The organism is Streptomyces corynorhini, assembly GCF_003346515.1.
Lineage (GTDB): Bacteria > Actinomycetota > Actinomycetes > Streptomycetales > Streptomycetaceae > Streptomyces > Streptomyces corynorhini.
The window spans coordinates 23,197-43,950 of sequence record NZ_QQNA01000046.1 but is presented as its reverse complement, the minus strand read 5'-3'; the positions used below and the strand labels follow the sequence as shown (position 1 = coordinate 43,950).

Genomic DNA, 20,754 nt, shown 5'->3' with positions numbered 1-20,754 from the left:
GCACGATGGTCTTGTCGGCCACGGACCCGGTGCGGGCCCGGCCGTTGTCGAAAGTGAGGAAGGGCCCGCCGTCGGCGACGGACTCGGGCACCTCGCTGCCGCTGGCGTCGGACCGTACGCGCTGGTCACCGCCGACCTCGGAGCGCAGATAGCCGTCGAGCAGCAACACGCTGACCAGGCCGACGAGGAGCAGCAGGGCGACGATCACGCGCGGCCTGGGTACCGCCTGCCTGCGGACGCGCTCCATGCGGCCGGGCGTGGCGTGACGGCGGCAACTGATCCCATGACGCAGCCCCGCCCCGCCAAGTCCCGCCCCGCCAAGTCCCACCCCGCCAAGTCCCCTCACGCCACGCGCCGTCACGCCACGCCCGGCCGCATGGAGCGCGTCCGCAGGCAGGCGGTACCCAGGCCGCGCGTGATCGTCGCCCTGCTGCTCCTCGTCGGCCTGGTCAGCGTGTTGCTGCTCGACGGCTATCTGCGCTCCGAGGTCGGCGGTGACCAGCGCGTACGGTCCGACGCCAGCGGCAGCGAGGTGCCCGAGTCCGTCGCCGACGGCGGGCCCTTCCTCACTTTCGACAACGGCCGGGCCCGCACCGGGTCCGTGGCCGACAAGACCATCGTGCTGACCTTCGACGACGGGCCCGATCCCACGTACACCGCGAAGGTCCTCAAGATCCTCGACGACCACGACGTGCCCGGTACGTTCTTCCTGATCGGCTCCATGATCTCCCGCTATCCGGGAGTGGTGAGGCGGATGGTCGCGGACGGCAACGAGGTCGGCGTCCACACCTTCACCCACGTCGATCTCTCGTATCAGAGCGCCTCGCGCGTCAAACGGGAGATAGCCCAGACGCAATTGGCGCTGGCGGGGGCCGCCGGGATCACGACGACGCTGTTCCGCGCCCCGTACTCCTCCACGAACGACGCGATCGACAACGAGAGCTGGCCGGTCTACAAGAGGCTCGGCGCGATGGGGTACACGAGCGTCTTCATCGACACCGACAGCGAGGACTGGCAGCTTCCGGGGGTCGACAAGATCATCAAGTGGGCGACCCCGAAGAAGGGCAAGGGCGCCGCCGTGCTCTTCCACGACGCGGGCGGCAACCGCGACGAGACGCTGGTGGCGCTGGACCGCTACATCAAGAAGATGAAGGCGAAGGGGTACACCTTCACCACCGTCAGCGGAGCCCAGCGGCAGAGCGAGGCTCAGGGCGACGGACAGGCCGACGGGCAGGGACAGAGCGACGGAGAGGGCGAGGGACAGGGCCAGGTACAGGGCCGGGACCGGCCGCAGGGCCGGGGACAGGCCCCGGGGCCCGGCCAGGACGCCCTGACCGGCAACCCCGAACAGGCCGCCCACCACAAGGCCACCGGCACCACCCTCTGGGAGGGGCGTGCCCTGCTCGCCGCCGTCGCCGTCGCCGAGTGGTGCGTACCCGGTCTCGCCGCCGGTCTCGCGGTCGTCGGAGTCGCCGTGATGGCCAGGTTCGGGCTGATGCTCCTGCTCGCCCGCCGCCACTACCGGCAGCGCAACAGACGGCGCTTCTCGTGGGGGCCGCCGGTGTACGAACCGGTGAGCGTGATCGTCCCCGCGTACAACGAGAAGGAGTGCATCGCCAACACCCTCAACTCCCTCGCCGCCAGCACGCACCCGATCGAGATCGTCGTCGTCGACGACGGCTCCACCGACGGCACCGCCGAGATCGCGGAGTCCCTGGGCCTGCCGAACGTCCGGGTGATCCGCCAGGAGAACGCCGGGAAGTCGGCCGCGCTCAACAACGGCGTACGGCAGGCCAGGTACGACATCGTCGTGATGATGGACGGCGACACCGTCTTCGAGCCCGACACCGTACGCCTGCTCGTCCAGCCCTTCGGCGACCCGGAGGTCGGCGCGGTCGCGGGCAACGCCAAGGTCGGCAACCGGGACACGCTGATCGGCGCCTGGCAGCACATCGAGTACGTGATGGGCTTCAACCTGGACCGCCGGATGTACGACCTGCTGCGCTGCATGCCCACCATCCCCGGCGCGATCGGCGCCTTCCGCCGGGAGGCCGTCCTCGCGGTCGGCGGGATGAGCGAGGACACCCTCGCCGAGGACACCGACATCACCATCGCCCTGCACCGGGCCGGTTGGCGCGTCGTCTACGCGGAGCACGCGCGCGCGTGGACGGAGGCGCCCGCGAGCGTCGGGCAGCTGTGGCGCCAGCGTTACCGCTGGAGCTACGGCACGATGCAGGCGCTGTGGAAGCACCGGGGGTCGGTCCTCGACAAGGGGCCCTCGGGGCGGTTCGGCCGGGTGGGGATGCCGCTGGTGGTGCTCTTCCAGGTGGTGACGCCCGTCTTCGCGCCCCTCATCGACGTGTTCACGGTCTACGCGATGATCTTCGTGGACTTCCGGGCGTCGCTGCTGGCGTGGCTCGCCGTGCTGCTGGTGCAACTGCTCTGCGCGGCCTACGCGTTCCGGCTGGACCGGGAGAAGTACCGGTATCTGCTGATGCTGCCGTTGCAGCAGGTCGCCTACCGCCAGCTGATGTATCTCGTGCTGATCCACTCGTCGGTCACGGCGCTCACCGGCGGCCGGCTGCGCTGGCAGAAGCTCAAGCGCACGGGCGAGGTCGGCACGCCGCGCGCGGGGACGGGGGCGGCCTGATGGCGGGCGCGCACCGCAGGGCCGCGCACCGCAGGGCCGCGCCGTCGGGGGCGCCGTCGGGGGCGCCGTCGGCAGTGCGACCGGTGGCGTCCTCGGGAACGTCCTCCGCCGCGCCGTTCGGAGCGCCGTCCGGAGCGCCGTCCGTCGCGCCGTCCGGCGCCGGACGTGACCGGTACTTCGACGCGCTGCGCGCCTTCGCGCTGGTCCGCGTCGTCGCGTACCACACCTTCGAGTGGCCCTGGCTGGGGTTCGTCTTCCCGTCCATGGGGGTGATGTTCGCCCTCGCCGGATCGCTGATGGCGCGCTCCCTGGAGCGGCCCGCCGCCCGGGTCGTGCGGTCCCGGCTGCGGCGGCTGCTGGTCCCGTTGTGGGTGTTCGGGGCCGTCCTGGGCGTGGCCATGGCGAAGCACGGCTGGCTGCCGGGCGCCGACGCCCTCTACTGGGTGCTGCCCGTCGGGGACCCGCCGGGCGACGCGTGGGGCGAGCAGGCGTGGGCGGTGCTCTGGTACCTGCGGACGTATCTGTGGTTCGTGCTGCTCTCGCCCGTCCTGCTGCGGGTGCTGAGGCTCGCGCCGCTGCCCGTGCTGCTGCTCTCCCTCGTCCCCGTCGTGCTCTTCGAGACGGTGTGGAGCGTGCCGGACGGGCGGCTGGGCTCCGCGCTCAGCGATCTGTCGGTCTTCCTGTTCTGCTGGCTGCTCGGGTTCGCGCACCGCGACGGCGTGCTCGACCGGCTGCGTCCGGCCGCCGTGCTCGCGGCGGCGGCGCCGCTGATGGCGGCCGGCGCGTGGTGGGCCTTCGGCCACCGGGTGGACGGGACGTACGACCTGGACGACATCCCGCTCGCGCAGGCGCTCTGGTCGGCGGGGTTCGTGCTGCCGCTGCTGCGGTTCCGGCCGGACTTCGGGTGGCTGGCGCGGCGGCCGGTGGCCGACCGGATCGTCTCGGTCTTCAACGCGCGCGCGGTGACGGTCTACCTCTGGCACGAGGTGGCGCTGATGGCGAGTGTGCCGCTGATCGACCTGATGTGGGACGTTCCCGCCTTCGAGCGGGATCTGCCGCTCGACAGCATGTGGTTCCAGTTCGGCATCGCCTGGGTGCTGATCGCGCTCGCCGTCGCGCTCTTCGGCTGGGTGGAGGACGTCGCCGCGAAACGGCGGCCGAGGCTGCTGCCCTGAACGCGGGCGACGGGTCGCGCACTGCCACAATGGAGTGCGTGACCCGAGCCTCCCTGGACAAGCAGCCGCACGAAGTCGCCTCGATGTTCGACGACGTGGCGGCGAACTACGACCTGACCAACGACGTGCTCTCGCTCGGCCAGGACCGCCGGTGGCGCAAGGAGGTCGCCAGGGCGGTGAACGCGCGCCCGGCGGAGAAGGTCCTCGACCTGGCGGCGGGCACCGCCACCTCCTCGATGAGCTTCGCCGCCACCGGCGCGTACGTCGTGCCCTGCGACTTCTCGCTCGGCATGCTGCGCGAGGGCAAGAAGCGGCACTCCTGGATGCCGTTCACGGCCGGGGACGCGACGAAGCTGCCGTTCGCCGACGGGGTCTTCGACGCGGTGACGATCTCCTTCGGGCTGCGCAACGTCCAGGACACGGACCTCGCGCTGCGCGAGCTGTACCGGGTGACGAAGCCGGGCGGGCGGGTCGTGATCTGCGAGTTCTCGCATCCGACCTGGGCGCCGTTCCGTACCGTCTACGAGGAGTACCTGATGCGGGCGCTGCCGCCGACCGCGCGCGCCGTCTCCTCCAACCCCGACGCGTACGTCTATCTCGCCGAGTCGATCCGCGCCTGGCCCGACCAGCCGGGTCTCGCGGCGCGGCTCCAGGGCGCGGGCTGGTCCAAGGTGGCCTGGCGCGACCTGACGGGCGGGATCGTGGCGCTGCACCGGGGCGTACGCGCCTGACGCCGCGCGCTCGCCGTCCGTGCCGTCCGTGCCGTTCCTCCGCCGTCCCCCGCGGGGGCGTGCGGTACGCGCGTGACGCACGTACCGCACGCCCGTCGCCGGGTCAGCTCCAGGGGTTGGCGTTCGTGTCGTTGATGGCGGTCCAGAAGCGGGTGTTCTCCGGCAGGTAGCCGTGGGCCCAGAACGCCCAGCCGCCCGAGCCCTCCAGGTTCGCGCCGTAGCGGCCGTCGTGGAACTCGGCCGTCCGCCAGCCCTCTCCGTAGTACTGCGCGCACAGGGCGTCGGCGACGGCCCGGCTGGTGAGGGCGGTGCCCTGGACGGGCGGGGTCGCCGCGACCGTGCCGCGCGCCCAGCCGATGTAGAAGGTCGGGGTGATGCCGGCCGGGACGGGGGCGTTGGTGATTCTCAGGCACAGCACCGGCAGCGAGGCGGTGGCTGGGGTGTCACCGTTGTAGGCGTCGGTCACCGAGTCGGATCCGACGTGGACGGTGCCGTCGCTTCCCTTGCCGGCCACGGTCCAGGTCATCCCGGCGTGGTCGGCCGTGACGGCCGCCTGGGCGGAGGCGATCGGGGACAGGAGAGTGAGCGAAGCGGCGGCGAGGGCGGCAGCGCCTCGGGCCAGGATCTTCTTCAAGGAAACCACTCCTTCGGTGGGACCGGCCCGGAGTGGGCCGGTGCCCGGACAGCATCCGAGGAAGTGGGAGATCCCTTCCGCGTGTTCGCTCGACTTGGCCGCAAATGACAGAGGCATGCCCGAGGGGCAGTTCTTGCGGGCCGGTTCCCGGGTGTGCTGGGAGGGGTGTGCCGGTACGGATGTGCCGGTACGGGGGCGCCGGTGTGGGGGCGCCGGTACGGGGGCGCCGAGGAGCGCACCCCCGTACCGGCACCCCCGGGAACCGGGCGTCAGCTCACAGCTCCAGCCGGAAGCAGAGTGCCCGCTGCTCCGTCTCGTACTTCGGCGAGGTGAACGGATAGGTCTCGGTCAGCTCCATGCCCAGCCGCCGCGCCACCGCCGCCGAGCGCTCGTTGCGCGAGTTGACCATCGCCACGACCCGCTCGACGCCCGCCGCCCGTGCTCGCTCGACGGTGGTCCTTGCGGCGGCCGTCGCGTAGCCCCGGCCCCAGTGCGCGCGCCCCAGCCGCCAGCCGATCTCGATCTCGCCGACCGGCCCGAAGGTCTCGTGCGGCCAGGGCTGCGCGCCGGTGAAGCCGATGACCTCGCCGTGCTCGTCCAGCACCGTCCAGAGGCAGAAGCCGCGCTCCGCGTCGTGTCTGCGCTGGCGCGCGGTCAGCTCCGCGTACACCGACCGCTCGGCCGGGGCGCCGCCGTGGAACTCCATCACCTCGCGGTCGTTGAAGACGTGGTGCCAGTGGAACGCGTCCTCGTCCGTCGGCACGCGGAGCCGCAGCACGGGGAGCGGCTTGGTCATGTGGTCCACGAGGGCAGCCCTTCACTGGAGAGATCGGTACGCACCCATAGACTGCACATGTCGAGTGCCAGTCGGTACACCATTTCGAGTCTTCGGGAGAACCCGCTGTGACCGAGCCCCTCTCCGAGAACACCGCGGATGTGATTGTCGTCGGCGCGGGGCCGGCCGGCTCGACCACCGCGTACTACCTGGCCAAGGCGGGTCTGGACGTCCTGCTGCTGGAGAAGACGGCGTTCCCGCGCGAGAAGGTCTGCGGCGACGGCCTGACGCCGCGCGCCACCAAGCAGCTGGTCTCGATGGGGATCGACATCTCCGAGGAGGCCGGCTGGCTGCGCAACAAGGGCCTGCGGATCATCGGCGGCGGCGTACGGCTGCAACTGGACTGGCCCGACCTCGCCACCTATCCGGACTACGGACTGGTCCGCAAGCGCGACGACTTCGACGAACAGCTCGCGCGGCAGGCGCAGAAGGCCGGCGCGCGGCTGCACGAGCGCTGCAACGTCGGCGCCCCGATCCTGGACGGGCGCACCGGCCGGATCACCGGAGTGCACGCCAAGCTCGGCGAGGAGAAGACCCCGGTCACCTTCCACGCCCCGCTGGTCGTCGCCGCCGACGGCAACTCGACACGGCTGTCGCTCGCCATGGGGCTGCACCGGCGCGAGGACCGGCCGATGGGCGTGGCCGTGCGCACGTACTTCACCTCGCCCCGCCACGACGACGACTACCTGGAGTCGTGGCTGGAGCTGTGGGACCGGCGCGGTCCCGGCGAGGACAAGCTGCTGCCCGGCTACGGGTGGATCTTCGGCATGGGCGACGGTACGTCCAACGTCGGACTGGGCATCCTCAACTCCTCCTCCGCGTACAAGGAGCTGGACTGGCGCGAGGTGCTCAAGGCGTGGTGCGCGTCGATGCCGGAGGAGTGGGGGTACGTCCCCGACAACATGACGATGCCGATCCGGGGCGCCGCGCTGCCGATGGCCTTCAACCGGCAGCCGCACTACACCAAGGGCCTGCTGCTGGTCGGTGACGCGGGAGGCATGGTCAACCCGTTCAACGGCGAGGGCATCGCCTATGCCATGGAGTCGGGGCAGATCGCGGCGGACGTGATCGTCCAGGCCCATGCCCGCGCCACCCCCGCCCAGCGCGAACTGGCCCTGCTGCACTATCCGAAGGTGCTCAAGGAGACCTACGGCGGCTATTACACGATGGGCCGTGCCTTCGTGAAGCTGATCGGCAACCCGAAGATCATGAAGATCGCGACCGAGCGCGGGCTGACCCATCCGCTGCTGATGAAGTTCACCCTGAAGATGCTGGCGAACCTGACCGACCCGACGGGCGGCGACGCGATGGACCGTGTGATCAACGGGCTGTCGAAGGTGGCTCCGAAGGCCTGAGCGGCCGGTGGGGCGGTGAGCGGGGCGGCGCGCGGGCACGGTCCCTCAGCCCTTCTTCGCCCAGCCGCGCAGCGCGGCCCGGTCGGCGAACGCTCCGATGTTCGTGTCGACCGGGCTGTCGGTGTACTGGTGGAACTTCCACGCGGCCTTGATGCGGGGCTTCCCCGCGGTTACGTAGTCCGCGATCCACAGGGCGTCGCCCGCGTTGCTCGTCGTGTCGCGGTGCAGCCAGTAGTACTGGCCGCAGTAGAGACCGACGCGGTGGGTGGCGCCGCGCAGCCGCTTCACCTCGGCGAGGAAGGCGTCCTTCTGGGCGTTGGAGACGCCGTCGTCCTCCCAGTCGGCGAACAGCGGGTCGTGCTCGATGCTGGCGCACTTCTCCACGAAGTACTTCGCCTGCGCCTTCATGTCGCCGGGCCGCAGGAAGTGGTAGAAGCCGACGACGAGTCCCGCGGCGCGGGCGTGCGCTGCCTGGGCGGTCATGCGGGGGTTGATGTACGACGTGCCCTCGGTGGCCTTGACGAAGACGAAGTCGAGGCCGGCCGTGCTGTAGGTGGCGCTTTGGTGGGACGAGACGTCGATGCCTTTGGTGGTCATGTGGGGGGTTCCTCCCGGGCGTCGAGATCGCCCTTGGTGCGAGGCGTGATCCAAGGCGGTGCTGACTCACTACTACGCGCGAGCGATCTGATCCGTTCACCGCCGTCCCGTTGGACGGCTGTACCTCTCATACCCACGTGGGGCGTCCCGGCGCGCTTCTGTCCGGTGTCCGCCATTCGTGTCGCGTACGTCTCGAACGCGGGTACGGCCGCGGCGCGTACGGCGTCGGGTGCCGTCCCGGGTACGACTGAGGCCCGTACCCCCCGAGCAGCGGGGTACGGGCCTCAGGTCTGATGCCGCGCGGTCGCGGTGCGCGTCAGAGGACGCGGACGGCGCCGCTCGGCGGGTCGTAGTCCAGCGACGCCTGCACGACGCCCTTGCTGGGGTTCTGCGCGCCGACGAACTGGCCGTCGCCGATGTAGATGGCCGTGTGGTAGGCGCTGCCCGCACCGCCCCAGTAGAGGATGTCGCCGGGCTGGAGGTTGCTGAGGGAGACCTGCGTGCCGGCCGTCGACTGCGACTGCGAGACACGCGGGAGGTTCACACCGATCTGGTTGTACGCGGCCTGGACGAGACCCGAGCAGTCCCACGCGTTGGGGCCGGTGGAGCCCATGATGTACGCGTCGCCCACGTGCGACTGCACGAAGGCCACGACGGCGGCGGCCGAGCCGGTGGCGGTCGAGGTGGTCGGGGCCGAGGCGGCGGTGGTGCCGGTGCTCGAACCCGAGGAGCTGGAGCCCGAGCTGTAGTTCGAGCCCGAGTCGGCGGCGGCCAGCGTGGTGCGCTGGGCGTCGCGCGAGGCGCGCTCGGCCTCGGCCGCGGCCTTGGCGCGGGCCTCCGCGGCGGCCTTCTTCTTCTTTTCGGCCTCGGCCTTGCGCTCCGCCTCGGCGTGCGCCGTCTTGGCGGCCTTCGTGGCCTTGGTGATGGCGGCGCTCTCCTGGGCCCGCAGGTCCAGGTTGTTGGCGACTCGCTGGGTGGCGTCGGCGGACTTGGCGAAGTCGCTCGCGAGTCCGGAGGTGAGGGTCGGCATCTCGATGGTCTGGGTCACCGGCTCGGCGTTGGCCGGTCCGGCGGCACCGGCCACCGCGATCGTGCTGAGAACGCCACCGGCGACTCCGGCACGGAGAACGGTGACCTTGGGCGCACTCCGGCGGGGTTTCCGGTGGCTGGGTATGTGAGCGGTGTGGGACATGAGTACACGGCTATCAGGCCGGACCCGGTTCTCGTCAAGAAACGTGGGTTGCGCCACAGTTACGTTCGGAATCTGTGAATCCGCTGAGCGGAGACCCTTATTGACGCCGTAACGGTCAAAACGGGCATGGGCGATCAAGGGCTTGATCATGGTCTTTCCGTTAAAGGTCCGAATTGCCCGCCGCTTACCACCCCTTCGAACTCATGGCCAAGCCCGCTTCTCCGGGGGGTGGGGGTGAGTGGCACAGGTCACAGAAGGGTCACTGTTCGGGAGGTGTCGTGATCACGGCACTCGCTCGTGAACGCGTGCACGTGTCCACTTCTGTCCCCGCCCTCCCCTCGTGCGGGTGAGTGCGGCGCCATATCACTCACAAGTGTCTCATTGCCAATTTGTTTGTAGGTTGCATCTCTTGATAGAGCGCCAAGGCTCCGACCAGCGGTAACGAGCCCGAATGTCACATCTGGTGATCACGTGGCGGCTTCGCGTACGAAGATCACCGCTCATCCGACTTCATGATCCTTCGTCAGGTGGTGGAGATCACAAAGACGTTGCTGTACCCCGTGTCGCAGATCACAGACCACTCGGCATAGGATGCGGGGCAGTCGGGCTTGTGAACTGCCTCACATGTACGCGATCTTCAGCGATCCGTGCCGGGGCGGCGACGTGAACCGCCCGGTGCGATCCAACGGTCAAGGACGACTGGAAGGAGCTGAGGGGCGTGAATGCCTACGCACCCATCCTCGTGCTCGGCGCCCTGGGGGCCGGGTTTGCGATCTTCTCCGTGGTCATGGCCACGCTTATCGGCCCAAAACGCTACAACCGGGCGAAAATTGATGCGTACGAGTGTGGCATCGAGCCCACGCCGACGCCCGCCGGGGGCGGCCGATTCCCCATCAAGTACTACCTGACGGCGATGCTCTTCATCATTTTCGATATCGAGGTCGTCTTCCTTTACCCCTGGGCGGTCACCTTCGACTCCCTGGGCATTTTCGGGCTCGTGGAGATGCTCCTCTTCGTGCTCACCGTCTTCGTCGCCTACGCGTATGTGTGGCGGCGCGGCGGTCTGGAATGGGACTAAGGCGCTGAGGGGAACCCATGGGACTCGAAGAGAAGCTGCCGAGCGGCTTTCTGCTGACCACCGTCGAACAGGCATCCGGCTGGGTGCGGAAGTCGTCCATGTTCCCCGCGACCTTCGGCCTCGCCTGCTGCGCCATCGAGATGATGACGACCGGCGCCGGCCGTTACGACCTGGCGCGGTTCGGCATGGAGGTCTTCCGCGGCTCGCCGCGCCAGGCCGATCTGATGATCGTGGCCGGACGGGTGAGCCAGAAGATGGCGCCGGTGCTGCGACAGGTCTATGACCAGATGCCCAACCCCAAGTGGGTCATCTCCATGGGGGTTTGTGCGTCATCAGGCGGAATGTTCAACAATTACGCGATTGTGCAGGGTGTGGATCATGTCGTCCCGGTTGACATCTATTTGCCCGGCTGCCCGCCCCGACCGGAGATGCTGATGGACGCCATTCTCAAGCTCCACGAGAAGGTCCAGGGATCCAAGCTCGGGGTCAACGCGCAGGAGGCGGCCCGCGAGGCGGAGGAAGCCGCCCTCAACGCGCTGCCGTTGATCGAGATGAAAGGGCTTCTCCGGTGAGCGACGAACAGCGACCCGGCGACGGCGTTCCCGTCCCGCGCGACGACACCGGCGAGCCCATCCGCGTCCAGAAGGGCATGTTCGGCGCCAAGAACGGCGCCGACACCTCGGGCTACGGCGGTCTGGTCAGGACCGTGACGCTCCCGGGCGCGACCCCCCGGCCCTACGGCGGCCCCGGCGGATCCTTCGACGAGATCGCCGACGAACTCGAAGGCGCGCTGGAGGAACAGGGCCTGCCGCCCGGCAGCGCCATCGAGAAGACGGTCGTCGACCGCGGCGAACTCACCTTCCACGTCGCCCGCGAGCACCTCCTCCAGGTCGCCCGCACCCTGCGCGACGACCCGGCGCTGCGCTTCGAGCTGTGTACGGGCGTCTCGGGCGTCCACTACCCCGGCGACGAGGGCCGCGAGCTGCACGCCGTCTACCACCTGCGCTCGCTCACCCACGGCCGGCTGATCCGGGTCGAGGTCTCCGCGCCGGACGCCGACCGGCACGTGCCGTCCCTGGTCCCGGTCTATCCGACCAACGACTGGCACGAGCGCGAGACATACGACTTCTTCGGCCTGATCTTCGACGGCCACCCCGCACTGACCCGGATCCTCATGCCGGACGACTGGCAGGGCTTCCCGCAGCGCAAGGACTACCCGCTCGGCGGCATCGCCGTCGAGTACAAGGGCGCCCAGATCCCGGCTCCGGACCAGCGGAGGTCGTACTCCTGATGTCTGCACCCCACGCACCCCAAGGCGAGGCACCCGGCGACACGTTCCCCGAGGACGCCACCCCCAGGGAGACCACCGAGGGCACCGTGTACACGGTCACCGGCGGCGACTGGGACGAGGTCGTCCAGTCCGCCGCCAAGGCCGACGACGAACGCATCGTCGTCAACATGGGCCCCCAGCACCCCTCCACCCACGGCGTGCTGCGGCTGATCCTGGAGATCGACGGCGAGACCGTCACCGAGGCCCGCTGCGGTATCGGCTATCTGCACACCGGTATCGAGAAGAACCTCGAATTCCGCAACTGGACGCAGGGCACCACCTTCGTCACGCGCATGGACTACCTGACGTCGTTCTTCAACGAGACGGCGTACTGCCTGGGCGTCGAGAAGCTGCTCGGCATCGAGGACACCGTCCCCGACCGGGCCACCCTCATCCGCGTCCTGCTGATGGAGCTGAACCGGCTCTCCTCGCACCTCGTCTGCATCGCCACCGGCGGTATGGAGCTGGGCGCGACGACGATCATGATCTACGGCTTCCGCGATCGTGAACTGATTCTCGACGCCTACGAGCTGATCACCGGACTGCGGATGAACCACGCGTTCATCCGCCCCGGCGGACTCGCCCAGGACCTGCCGCCCGGCGCCACCGACCAGCTGCGCGAGCTGCTGAAGACGCTGCGCAGGAACCTGCCGGAGTACGACAAGCTCGCCACCGGCAACCCCATCTTCAAGGCCCGTATGCAGGACGTCGGCCACCTCGACCTGACCGGCTGCATGGCACTCGGCGCCACCGGCCCGGTCCTGCGCTCCGCCGGGCTCCCGCACGACCTGCGCAGGAGCGACCCGTACTGCGGCTACGAGACGTTCGACTTCGACGTCCCGACCGCCGACACCTGCGACGCGTACGGCCGCTTCCTCATCCGGCTCGAAGAGATGCGCCAGTCGCTGCGGATCGTGGAGCAGTGCCTCGACCGGCTGGAGCCGGGCCCCGTGATGGTCGCCGACAAGAAGATCGCCTGGCCCGCGCAGCTCGCGCTCGGCCCCGACGGGCTCGGCAACTCGCTCGACCACATCAAGAACATCATGGGCACGTCCATGGAGGCCCTGATCCATCACTTCAAGCTGGTGACGGAGGGCTTCCGGGTCCCGGCCGGCCAGGCGTACGCGGCCGTGGAGTCGCCCAAGGGCGAACTCGGCGCGCACGTCGTCTCCGACGGCGGCACCCGCCCCTACCGGGTCCACTTCCGCGATCCGTCCTTCACCAATCTCCAGTCCATGGCGGCGATGTGCGAGGGCGGCCAGGTCGCCGACGTCATCGTGGCCGTGGCGTCCATCGACCCCGTGATGGGAGGCGTCGACCGGTGACAGCCACACCGCCCAACTCCGAGGTCAGCCTGGGCATGCCCCAGCTGCCCGCCCCGGACTACCCGGCCGATGTGCGCGCCCGGCTGGAGACCGACGCGAAGGAGATCATCGCCCGGTACCCGGACAGCCGCTCCGCGCTGCTCCCGCTGCTGCACCTGACGCAGTCGGAGGAGGGCTTCGTCTCCCGTACGGGGATGGCCTTCTGCGCCGGGCTGCTCGGCCTGACCACCGCCGAGGTCACCGCCGTCGCCACGTTCTACTCCATGTACCGGCGCCGGCCCGGCGGCGACTACCAGGTCGGCGTCTGCACCAACACGCTCTGCGCGGTGATGGGCGGCGACGCCATCTTCGACACGCTGAAGGAGCACCTCGGCGTCGGCAACGGCGAGACGACCGAGGACGGCGGCATCACGCTCGAACACATCGAGTGCAACGCCGCCTGCGACTTCGCCCCCGTGGTGATGGTCAACTGGGAGTTCTTCGACAACCAGACCCCGCAGAGCGCCAAGCGGCTCGTCGACGACCTGCGCGACGGCCGCACCGTCGAGCCCACCCGGGGCGCGCCGCTGTGCACGTACAAGAAGACCGCGCGGATACTGGCCGGCTTCCCCGACGAGCGCCCCGGCGCCGTCGAGGCCACCGGCGGCGCCGGGCCCGCCTCGCTGGTCGGGCTGCGCCTCGCCAAGGGCGAGGCCCCGCAGCGGGTGGTCCGTCCCCGGGACGGCGCGTACCCGAGGGACGAACCGCGCCCCGGTGCCGAGCACCTCAGCTCGCACGACGCGCCGCAGCAGACGTCGGCCTCCGACCCGGACCACCCGGCCGGACCCGCCGCCGAGGAGGGGGAGTGACGACCATGGCGACTCAGCTCGGCGAGAACGGAACCAGCCCGGAGAAGCTCCTCGCCCCGGTCCTGTCGGCCTTCTGGGACCAGCCCGAGTCCTGGACCCTGGCCACCTACGAACGGCACGACGGCTACCAGGGCCTGCGCAAGGCCCTCGCCATGGCGCCCGACGACCTCATCGCGTACGTCAAGGACGCCGGACTGCGCGGCAGGGGCGGCGCGGGCTTCCCCACCGGGATGAAGTGGCAGTTCATCCCGCAGGGCGACGGCAAGCCGCACTATCTCGTCGTCAACGCCGACGAGTCGGAGCCGGGAACCTGCAAGGACATCCCCCTTCTCTTCGCCAACCCGCACGCCCTCATCGAGGGCATCGTGATCGCCTGCTACGCGATCCGCTCGCAGCAGGCGTTCATCTATCTGCGCGGCGAGGTCGTCCCCGTCCTGCGCAGGCTGCACGAGGCGGTGCGCGAGGCGTACGCGGCGGGCTACCTCGGCACGAACATCCTCGGCAGCGGACTCGACCTCGACGTCGTCGTGCACGCGGGCGCGGGCGCGTACATCTGCGGCGAGGAGACCGCGCTGCTGGACTCGCTGGAGGGCCGTCGCGGACAGCCCAGGCTGCGACCGCCCTTCCCGGCGGTGGCGGGTCTGTACGCCTGCCCCACCGTGGTGAACAACGTGGAGTCCATCGCGTCGGTTCCCTCGATCCTCAACCGGGGCAAGGACTGGTTCAAGTCGATGGGCAGCGAGAAGTCCCCCGGCTTCACGCTGTACTCGCTCAGCGGCCATGTCACCAGCCCCGGCCAGTACGAGGCCCCGCTCGGCATCACCCTGCGCCAGCTCCTCGACATGAGCGGCGGCATCCGGGCCGGCCACCGCCTCAAGTTCTGGACCCCTGGCGGCTCCTCCACACCGATGTTCACCGAGGAGCACCTCGACGTCCCGCTGGACTACGAGGGCGTGGGCGCCGCCGGTTCGATGCTCGGCACCAAGGCGCTCCAGTGCTTCGACGAGACGACCTGCGTCGTACGGGCCGTCACCCGCTGGACCGAGTTCTACGCCCACGAGTCCTGCGGCAAGTGCACACCGTGCCGCGAAGGCACCTACTGGCTGGTCCAGCTGCTGCGCGACATCGAGGCGGGCAAGGGGCGGATGTCGGACATCGACAAGCTCAACGACATCGCCGACACCATCAACGGCAAGTCGTTCTGCGCGCTCGGTGACGGCGCCGCCTCGCCGATCTTCTCCTCGCTCAAGCACTTCCGCGCGGAGTACGAGGAGCACGTCACCGGCAAGGGCTGCCCCCTCGACCCCGCCAAGTCCACCGCGTGGGCTGACCAGAACCCGCACCCGGAGGTGAACGCATGACAGTCACCGCATCCGCCCCCGCGGGCGGTGGCGAGGCGGCGGTCCCGCCCCAGGACCTCGTCTCGCTGACCATCGACGGCGTGGAGATCTCCGTCCCCAAGGGAACGCTGGTGATCCGCGCCGCCGAACTGCTCGGCATCGAGATCCCGCGCTTCTGTGACCATCCGCTGCTCGACCCGGCCGGCGCCTGCCGCCAGTGCATCGTCGAAGTCGAGGGCCAGCGCAAGCCGATGGCCTCCTGCACGATCACCTGCACCGACGGCATGGTCGTCAAGTCGCAGCTGACCTCACCGGTCGCCGAGAAGGCCCAGCGCGGGGTGATGGAGCTGCTGCTCATCAACCACCCGCTGGACTGCCCGGTCTGCGACAAGGGCGGCGAGTGCCCGCTGCAGAACCAGGCGATGCAGGTCGGCTCCGCCGACTCCCGCTTCGAGGGCAAGAAGCGCACGTTCGCCAAGCCGGTGCCGATCTCCACGCAGGTGCTGCTGGACCGTGAGCGCTGCGTGCTGTGCGCGCGCTGCACCCGCTTCTCCAACCAGGTCGCGGGCGACCCGATGATCGAGCTGATCGAGCGCGGCGCGCTCCAGCAGGTCGGCACCGGCGAGGGCGACCCGTTCGAGTCGTACTTCTCCGGGAACACCATCCAGATCTGTCCGGTCGGCGCGCTCACCTCGGCGGCGTACCGCTTCCGCTCCCGCCCCTTCGACCTGGTGTCCTCGCCGAGCGTGTGCGAGCACTGCGCGGGCGGCTGCGCGACCCGTACCGACCACCGGCGCGGCAAGGTCATGCGGCGGATGGCGGCCGACGACCCCGAGGTCAACGAGGAGTGGATGTGCGACAAGGGGCGGTTCGGCTTCCGCTACGCGCAGAAGCCCGACCGGCTCACCACCCCGCTCGTACGGAACGCGGACGGGGTCCTCGCCCCGGCCAGCTGGCCCGAGGCGCTGGAGGCCGCCGCGCGCGGGCTGAGTGCCGCGCGCGGCCGGGCCGGAGTGCTCACCGGCGGCCGGCTCACCGTCGAGGACGCCTACGCGTACGCCAAGTTCGCGCGGGTCGCCCTCGACACCAACGACATCGACTTCCGGGCCCGCGTGCACAGCGGCGAGGAGGCCGACTTCCTGGCCGCGCATGTCGCGGGCAGGGGCCGCGATCTGGACGGTACGGGGATCACGTACACCGCGCTGGAGAAGGCACCCGCGGTCCTGCTCGCCGGATTCGAGTCCGAGGAGGAGGCGCCCGGCGTCTTCCTGCGGCTGCGCAAGGCGCACCGCAAGCGCGGCCAGCGCACCTTCTCGCTCGCGCCGTTCGCCACCCGGGGCCTGGAGAAGGCGGGCGGCACGCTGCTGCCCGCCGCGCCCGGCACCGAGACCGAGTGGCTGGACGCGCTGGCCGGGCGGACGGGGCTCGACGCGGACGGTGAGCGGGCCGCCGCGGCGCTGCGCGAGCCCGGCGCGGTGATCGTCGTCGGCGAGCGGCTGGCGGCCGTGCCCGGCGGGCTGACCGCCGCCGCGCGCGCGGCCACCGCGACCGGCGCCCGGCTGGTGTGGATCCCGCGCCGGGCGGGTGAGCGCGGCGCCCTGGAGGCGGGCGCGCTCCCCTCGGTGCTGCCCGGCGGGCGCCCGGCGACCGACCCGCGCGCCCGTGAGGAGACCGCGGCGGTCTGGGGCGTACGCGAACTGCCGCACCGGTACGGGCGCGACACCGGCCAGATCGTGGAGGCCGCCGCCACCGGCGAGCTGAGCGCCCTGCTCGTCGCGGGCGTCGAGGTCACCGACCTGCCCGACCCGGCTGCCGCGCGGGCCGCGCTGGACGCGGTCGGCTTCCTCGTCTCGCTGGAGCTGCGGCCCAGCGAGGTCACGGAGCGGGCCGATGTGGTCCTGCCGGTCGCGGCCGTCGCGGAGAAGCCCGGCACCTTCCTCAACTGGGAGGGCAGGGCCCGGCTGTTCGAGGCTTCGCTGAAGCCCGAGCAGATGACCCGGCGCCTCGCACCGAGCGACGCGCGCGTGCTGCACATGCTGGCGGACGCGCTGGACACCCATCTGGGCCTGCCGGACCTGCGCGCCGCACGCGGTGAGCTGGACCGGCTCGGCGGCTGGGACGGGCCGCGCGCCACCGAGCCGCGGGAGTCGGCCCGGCCGGTCCCGCGCGCCGCCACCGGCGAGGCGGTCCTCGCCGGCCACCGGCTCCTGCTCGACCTGGGCCGGCTCCAGGAGGGCGACGACGCGCTGGCGGGCACACGCCACGCGGCGGTCGCCCGGCTCTCGGCCGCGACGGCCGAGGAGACCGGCGTCAAGGACGGCGACGAACTCGCCGTCAGCGGACCGGCGGGCGCGGTCACCTTCCCGTTGCGGGTGACGGTGATGCCCGACCGGGTGGTCTGGCTGCCGCTGAACTCCACGGGCTCGGGCGTCCTCGCGGACACCGGAGCCGCCCCCGGCACCCTGGTCCGGATCGCCCCAGCAGGCTCGGCCGCCCCGGCCGACGCGACACCGGAGGTGCGCGCATGACCGCCCTCGACCGACTCGCCGCGGCGCAGCCGACCGTACTGGCCGCCGAGGACCTGTCGATGTTCGGCCGGGACCCGTGGTGGCTCGTGGTCGTCAAGGCCGTGTTCTGCTTCGCGTTCCTGCTGGTGACCGTGCTCTTCTCGATCGTGTGGGAGCGCAAGGTCGTCGCCTGGATGCAACTGCGCATCGGCCCCAACCGGCACGGCCCCTGGGGCATGCTCCAGTCGCTCGCCGACGGCGCCAAGCTGATGTTCAAGGAAGACGTCATCGTCAAGCGCGCGGACAAGGTGGTCTACGTCCTCGCGCCGATCGTCGCCGCGATCCCCGCGTTCATGGCGATCGCCGTGATCCCGTTCGGCCCGTCGGGCAACGAGGTCTCGATCTTCGGCCAGCGCACCACGATGCAACTCACCGACCTGCCCATCGCGATGCTGTACATCCTCGCGGTGGCCTCGGTCGGCATCTACGGCATCGTCCTGGCGGGCTGGTCCTCGGGGTCCACGTATCCGCTGCTCGGCGGATTGCGCTCCTGCGCGCAGATGATCTCGTACGAGATCGCCATGGGCGCCGCGTTCGCCTCCGTCTTCCTCTACTCCGGGTCGATGTCGACCTCGGCGATCGTGGAGGCGCAGGCGGACCGCTGGTACGTGCTGCTGCTGCCCGTCTCCTTCGTCATCTACATCATCACGATGGTCGGCGAGACCAACCGCAACCCGTTCGACATGCCGGAGTCCGAGGGTGACCTCGTCGGCGGCTTCAACACCGAGTACTCGTCGATCAAGTTCGCGATGTTCATGCTCGCCGAGTACATCAACATGGTCACCGTGTCGGCCGTCGCCATCACGCTCTTCCTGGGCGGCTGGCGCGCGCCGTGGCCGATCTCCACCTTCTGGGAGGGCGCGAACCACGGCTGGTGGCCGATGCTCTGGTTCGTCCTCAAGGTCCAGCTGCTGCTGTTCTTCTTCATCTGGCTGCGCGGCACACTGCCGCGCGTGCGCTACGACCAGCTGATGAAGCTCGGCTGGAAGGTGCTGATCCCGGTCTCGCTGGTCTGGCTGATGCTCGTCGCGACCGTACGGGTGCTGCGCAACGAGAACTACGGCTTCCAGCAGATCCTGCTGTACGTCGCCGGGGCGATCATCACGCTCCTGCTGCTCTCCTTCGTCGTGGACATCTTCCGCGACCGCAAGGACAAGGCCGCGGCGGAGAACGAGCCGGAGCCACCCGCCTTCGACCCGATGGCCGGTGGGTTCCCGGTGCCTCCGCTGCCCGGCCAGACGCTGCCGCCCGTACCGCGCAGGCAGCCCCGCCGTGAGCGGGAGCTGATTGTCAGTGGCGGGGGCAATACTGTGAGTGACGGATCCGAGAGTGACGGAAAGGAGGCTGACAGTGTCTGACTCTTCGCATGAGTCCCATGAGGGAGACGTGCCACGTCCCCCTCGCAATCCGGTGGCCGGCTTCGGGCTGACCTTCAAGGCCATGTTCAAGAAGCGGCTGACCGAGCAGTATCCGGAGCAGCAGAAGGTGACGGCGCCGCGCTTCCACGGCCGCCACCAGCTGAACCGGCACCCGGACGGCCTGGAGAAGTGCATCGGCTGCGAGCTGTGCGCCTGGGCCTGCCCGGCGGACGCGATCTACGTGGAGGGCGCGGACAACCAGGAGGAGGAGCGCTACTCCCCGGGCGAGCGCTACGGCCGCGTCTACCAGATCAATTACGCGCGCTGCATCTTCTGCGGGCTGTGCATCGAGGCGTGCCCCACCCGGGCGCTGACGATGACCAATGAGTTCGAGCTGGCCGACAGCTCCCGCGAGAGCCTCATCTATACGAAGGAGCAGCTCCTCGCGGGACTTGACGAGGGCATGGTCGAGTCGCCGCACTCGATCTTCCCTGGCATGGACGAGCAGGACTACTACCGGGGCCTGGTCACCGAGGCCGCGCCGGGGACGGTGCCCCAGGCCGCCGTCTCCAAGGGCGAGAAGCCGCAGGACGAGGGGGCCGAGGCATGAACTCCCTCGCCGCTTCCGCCACGCTCGCGGCTTCCGCCACCTCGACCGGTGAGGCCGTCCAGTTCTGGATCCTCGGCACGGTCGCCGTGGTCGGCGCGCTCTGCACGATCCTGATGAAGAAGGCGGTGCACAGCGCGCTCTGTCTGGCCGCGACGATGATCGTCCTCGCGATCTTCTACCTGGCCAACGGGGCGTACTTCCTGGGCATCGTCCAGGTCGTCGTCTACACCGGCGCGATCATGATGCTGTTCCTGTTCGTGGTGATGCTGGTCGGTGTCTCCGCCGCGGACTCCCTCACGGAGACGCTCAAGGGCCAGCGCTGGTGGGCCGCCGCCTGCGGGCTCGGCTTCGGCATCCTGCTGATCGCCGGTATCGGCAACGCGTCGCTGCACTCGTTCACGGGTCTCGGCCAGGCCAACGCCGGGGGCAATGTACAGGGCCTGGCCGCGCTGATCTTCACGAAGTACGTGTTCGCCTTCGAGATCACCGGCGCGCTGCTGATCACCGCGGCCGTCGGGGCGATGCTGCTCACCCACCGCGAGCGCACCGAACGCGCGCTGACGCAGCGGGAGATGGCCGAGGCCCGGGTCCGCGCGGGCGTCCAGCTGCCGCCGCTGCCCGCCCCCGGCGTCTACGCCCGGCACAACGCGGTGGACATCCCCGGCCTGCTGCCGGACGGCACCACGTCCGACCTGACGGTCAACAGGACGCTGAAGGACCGGGGCCAGATCCGCGACGTGTCCGCCGAGGCCATCGCCGACATCAAGGCGCTGGAGCAGCGTTCCGCCGACCGGCTCGGCCGGGACGAGGAGGAGGCGAAGCGATGAATCCGGTCAACTACCTCTATCTCGCGTCCCTGCTGTTCACCATCGGCGCGGCCGGTGTGCTGATCAGGCGCAACGCGATCGTGGTGTTCATGTGCATCGAGCTGATGCTCAACGCCTGCAATCTCGCGTTCGTGACCTTCGCCCGCATGCACGGCAACCTCGACGGCCAGATCATCGCCTTCTTCACGATGGTCGTCGCCGCCGCGGAGGTCGTGGTCGGGCTCGCGATCATCGTGTCGCTGTTCCGTTCCCGCCACTCGGCCTCGGTCGACGACGCCAGCCTGATGAAGCTCTGAGGGGTC

At 70.1% G+C, this 20,754-nt stretch carries 19 protein-coding genes and 1 pseudogene; 15 read left to right on the top strand and 5 right to left on the bottom strand.

Going from position 1 to position 20,754, the window contains the following annotated elements:
• Positions 1 to 247, bottom strand: a pseudogene (locus DVH02_RS07640) (bi-functional transferase/deacetylase); the annotation flags it as partial.
• Positions 248 to 376: 129 nt separating this feature from the next.
• On the opposite strand from DVH02_RS07640, the gene DVH02_RS07635 reads away from it, so the two are divergent.
• The 3 genes from DVH02_RS07635 to DVH02_RS07625 all read left to right on the top strand — a co-directional run bounded on the left by DVH02_RS07635 (position 377) and on the right by DVH02_RS07625 (position 4,556).
• On the top strand, positions 377 to 2,650 hold the full coding sequence (locus tag DVH02_RS07635; protein ID WP_199566200.1) for a bifunctional polysaccharide deacetylase/glycosyltransferase family 2 protein: 2,274 nt from the start codon (positions 377 to 379) through the stop codon (positions 2,648 to 2,650).
• A gap of 83 nt (positions 2,651 to 2,733) precedes the next feature.
• Complete coding sequence (locus DVH02_RS07630; RefSeq protein ID WP_267899052.1) at positions 2,734 to 3,825, top strand: acyltransferase family protein; 1,092 nt, start codon at positions 2,734 to 2,736, stop codon at positions 3,823 to 3,825.
• A 38-nt stretch (positions 3,826 to 3,863) separates the two neighbouring features.
• Positions 3,864 to 4,556 (top strand): demethylmenaquinone methyltransferase, encoded by a 693-nt coding sequence (locus tag DVH02_RS07625; protein ID WP_114622936.1) that lies wholly within the window; start codon positions 3,864 to 3,866, stop codon positions 4,554 to 4,556.
• A gap of 103 nt (positions 4,557 to 4,659) precedes the next feature.
• Here DVH02_RS07625 and DVH02_RS07620 read toward each other — a convergent pair whose 3' ends face one another.
• Complete coding sequence (locus tag DVH02_RS07620; protein ID WP_114622935.1) at positions 4,660 to 5,190, bottom strand: flagellar hook-length control protein; 531 nt, start codon at positions 5,188 to 5,190, stop codon at positions 4,660 to 4,662.
• Between the two features lie 274 nt (positions 5,191 to 5,464).
• Positions 5,465 to 5,986, bottom strand: coding sequence for a GNAT family N-acetyltransferase (locus tag DVH02_RS07615; protein ID WP_114622943.1), 522 nt, complete (start codon positions 5,984 to 5,986; stop codon positions 5,465 to 5,467).
• Between the two features lie 107 nt (positions 5,987 to 6,093).
• Between DVH02_RS07615 and DVH02_RS07610 the strand changes: the two genes are divergently transcribed.
• Positions 6,094 to 7,380, top strand: a complete 1,287-nt coding sequence (locus DVH02_RS07610; RefSeq protein WP_114622934.1) for a geranylgeranyl reductase family protein — start codon at positions 6,094 to 6,096, stop codon at positions 7,378 to 7,380.
• Positions 7,381 to 7,425: 45 nt separating this feature from the next.
• On the opposite strand, the gene DVH02_RS07605 is transcribed toward DVH02_RS07610, so the two are convergent.
• Positions 7,426 to 7,977: a glycoside hydrolase family 25 protein gene (locus tag DVH02_RS07605; protein ID WP_114622933.1), complete on the bottom strand. Its 552-nt coding sequence runs from the start codon at positions 7,975 to 7,977 to the stop codon at positions 7,426 to 7,428.
• A 316-nt stretch (positions 7,978 to 8,293) separates the two neighbouring features.
• Positions 8,294 to 9,169 (bottom strand): C40 family peptidase, encoded by an 876-nt coding sequence (locus tag DVH02_RS07600; RefSeq protein WP_114622932.1) that lies wholly within the window; start codon positions 9,167 to 9,169, stop codon positions 8,294 to 8,296.
• A 718-nt stretch (positions 9,170 to 9,887) separates the two neighbouring features.
• On the opposite strand from DVH02_RS07600, the gene DVH02_RS07595 reads away from it, so the two are divergent.
• Genes DVH02_RS07595 through nuoK form a run of 11 tightly spaced genes read left to right on the top strand, consistent with a single transcriptional unit; the run spans position 9,888 to position 20,748 of the window.
• The gene (locus tag DVH02_RS07595; RefSeq protein ID WP_114622931.1) at positions 9,888 to 10,247 is read left to right on the top strand and encodes an NADH-quinone oxidoreductase subunit A; all 360 of its coding nucleotides are present in this window, start codon (positions 9,888 to 9,890) and stop codon (positions 10,245 to 10,247) included.
• Positions 10,248 to 10,264: 17 nt separating this feature from the next.
• Positions 10,265 to 10,819 (top strand): NuoB/complex I 20 kDa subunit family protein, encoded by a 555-nt coding sequence (locus DVH02_RS07590; protein WP_114622930.1) that lies wholly within the window; start codon positions 10,265 to 10,267, stop codon positions 10,817 to 10,819.
• On the top strand, positions 10,816 to 11,538 hold the full coding sequence (locus DVH02_RS07585; protein WP_114622929.1) for an NADH-quinone oxidoreductase subunit C: 723 nt from the start codon (positions 10,816 to 10,818) through the stop codon (positions 11,536 to 11,538). Before DVH02_RS07590 ends, DVH02_RS07585 begins: the two co-directional genes overlap by 4 nt.
• Positions 11,538 to 12,902 (top strand): NADH-quinone oxidoreductase subunit D, encoded by a 1,365-nt coding sequence (locus DVH02_RS07580; protein WP_114622928.1) that lies wholly within the window; start codon positions 11,538 to 11,540, stop codon positions 12,900 to 12,902. Before DVH02_RS07585 ends, DVH02_RS07580 begins: the two co-directional genes overlap by 1 nt.
• Positions 12,903 to 12,937: 35 nt before the next feature.
• Positions 12,938 to 13,750, top strand: a complete 813-nt coding sequence (gene nuoE / locus DVH02_RS07575) for an NADH-quinone oxidoreductase subunit NuoE (RefSeq protein ID WP_114622942.1) — start codon at positions 12,938 to 12,940, stop codon at positions 13,748 to 13,750.
• Between the two features lie 5 nt (positions 13,751 to 13,755).
• Positions 13,756 to 15,111 (top strand): NADH-quinone oxidoreductase subunit NuoF, encoded by a 1,356-nt coding sequence (gene nuoF, locus DVH02_RS07570; RefSeq protein ID WP_114622941.1) that lies wholly within the window; start codon positions 13,756 to 13,758, stop codon positions 15,109 to 15,111.
• Positions 15,108 to 17,618 (top strand): NADH-quinone oxidoreductase subunit G, encoded by a 2,511-nt coding sequence (locus DVH02_RS07565; protein ID WP_114622927.1) that lies wholly within the window; start codon positions 15,108 to 15,110, stop codon positions 17,616 to 17,618. Before nuoF ends, DVH02_RS07565 begins: the two co-directional genes overlap by 4 nt.
• Positions 17,615 to 19,015 carry an NADH-quinone oxidoreductase subunit NuoH gene (gene nuoH / locus DVH02_RS07560; protein ID WP_114622926.1) on the top strand — a complete coding sequence of 467 codons (1,401 nt, stop codon included), beginning with the start codon at positions 17,615 to 17,617 and terminating at the stop codon, positions 19,013 to 19,015. The genes DVH02_RS07565 and nuoH overlap by 4 nt, the downstream gene beginning before the upstream one ends.
• 28 nt (positions 19,016 to 19,043) lie before the next feature.
• Positions 19,044 to 19,625: an NADH-quinone oxidoreductase subunit NuoI gene (nuoI, locus tag DVH02_RS07555; protein ID WP_114622925.1), complete on the top strand. Its 582-nt coding sequence runs from the start codon at positions 19,044 to 19,046 to the stop codon at positions 19,623 to 19,625.
• Positions 19,622 to 20,452, top strand: a complete 831-nt coding sequence (locus DVH02_RS07550) for an NADH-quinone oxidoreductase subunit J (RefSeq protein WP_114622924.1) — start codon at positions 19,622 to 19,624, stop codon at positions 20,450 to 20,452. Before nuoI ends, DVH02_RS07550 begins: the two co-directional genes overlap by 4 nt.
• Complete coding sequence (gene nuoK, locus DVH02_RS07545; RefSeq protein ID WP_114622923.1) at positions 20,449 to 20,748, top strand: NADH-quinone oxidoreductase subunit NuoK; 300 nt, start codon at positions 20,449 to 20,451, stop codon at positions 20,746 to 20,748. Before DVH02_RS07550 ends, nuoK begins: the two co-directional genes overlap by 4 nt.
• Positions 20,749 to 20,754: the final 6 nt, after the last annotated feature.

Excerpts from the sequence above, each read along its gene's own strand:
- DVH02_RS07635 (WP_199566200.1), top strand. The coding sequence starts at position 377 with ATGGAGCGCGTCCGCAGGCAGGCGGTACCCAGGCCGCGCGTGATCGTC.
- DVH02_RS07615 (WP_114622943.1), bottom strand. The coding sequence starts at position 5,986 with ATGACCAAGCCGCTCCCCGTGCTGCGGCTCCGCGTGCCGACGGACGAG.
- DVH02_RS07605 (WP_114622933.1), bottom strand. The coding sequence starts at position 7,977 with ATGACCACCAAAGGCATCGACGTCTCGTCCCACCAAAGCGCCACCTAC.
- DVH02_RS07600 (WP_114622932.1), bottom strand. The coding sequence starts at position 9,169 with ATGTCCCACACCGCTCACATACCCAGCCACCGGAAACCCCGCCGGAGT.
- DVH02_RS07590 (WP_114622930.1), top strand. The coding sequence starts at position 10,265 with ATGGGACTCGAAGAGAAGCTGCCGAGCGGCTTTCTGCTGACCACCGTC.
- DVH02_RS07580 (WP_114622928.1), top strand. The coding sequence starts at position 11,538 with ATGTCTGCACCCCACGCACCCCAAGGCGAGGCACCCGGCGACACGTTC.
- nuoE (WP_114622942.1), top strand. The coding sequence starts at position 12,938 with ATGCCCCAGCTGCCCGCCCCGGACTACCCGGCCGATGTGCGCGCCCGG.
- nuoF (WP_114622941.1), top strand. The coding sequence starts at position 13,756 with ATGGCGACTCAGCTCGGCGAGAACGGAACCAGCCCGGAGAAGCTCCTC.
- DVH02_RS07565 (WP_114622927.1), top strand. The coding sequence starts at position 15,108 with ATGACAGTCACCGCATCCGCCCCCGCGGGCGGTGGCGAGGCGGCGGTC.
- nuoH (WP_114622926.1), top strand. The coding sequence starts at position 17,615 with ATGACCGCCCTCGACCGACTCGCCGCGGCGCAGCCGACCGTACTGGCC.
- DVH02_RS07550 (WP_114622924.1), top strand. The coding sequence starts at position 19,622 with ATGAACTCCCTCGCCGCTTCCGCCACGCTCGCGGCTTCCGCCACCTCG.
- nuoK (WP_114622923.1), top strand. The coding sequence starts at position 20,449 with ATGAATCCGGTCAACTACCTCTATCTCGCGTCCCTGCTGTTCACCATC.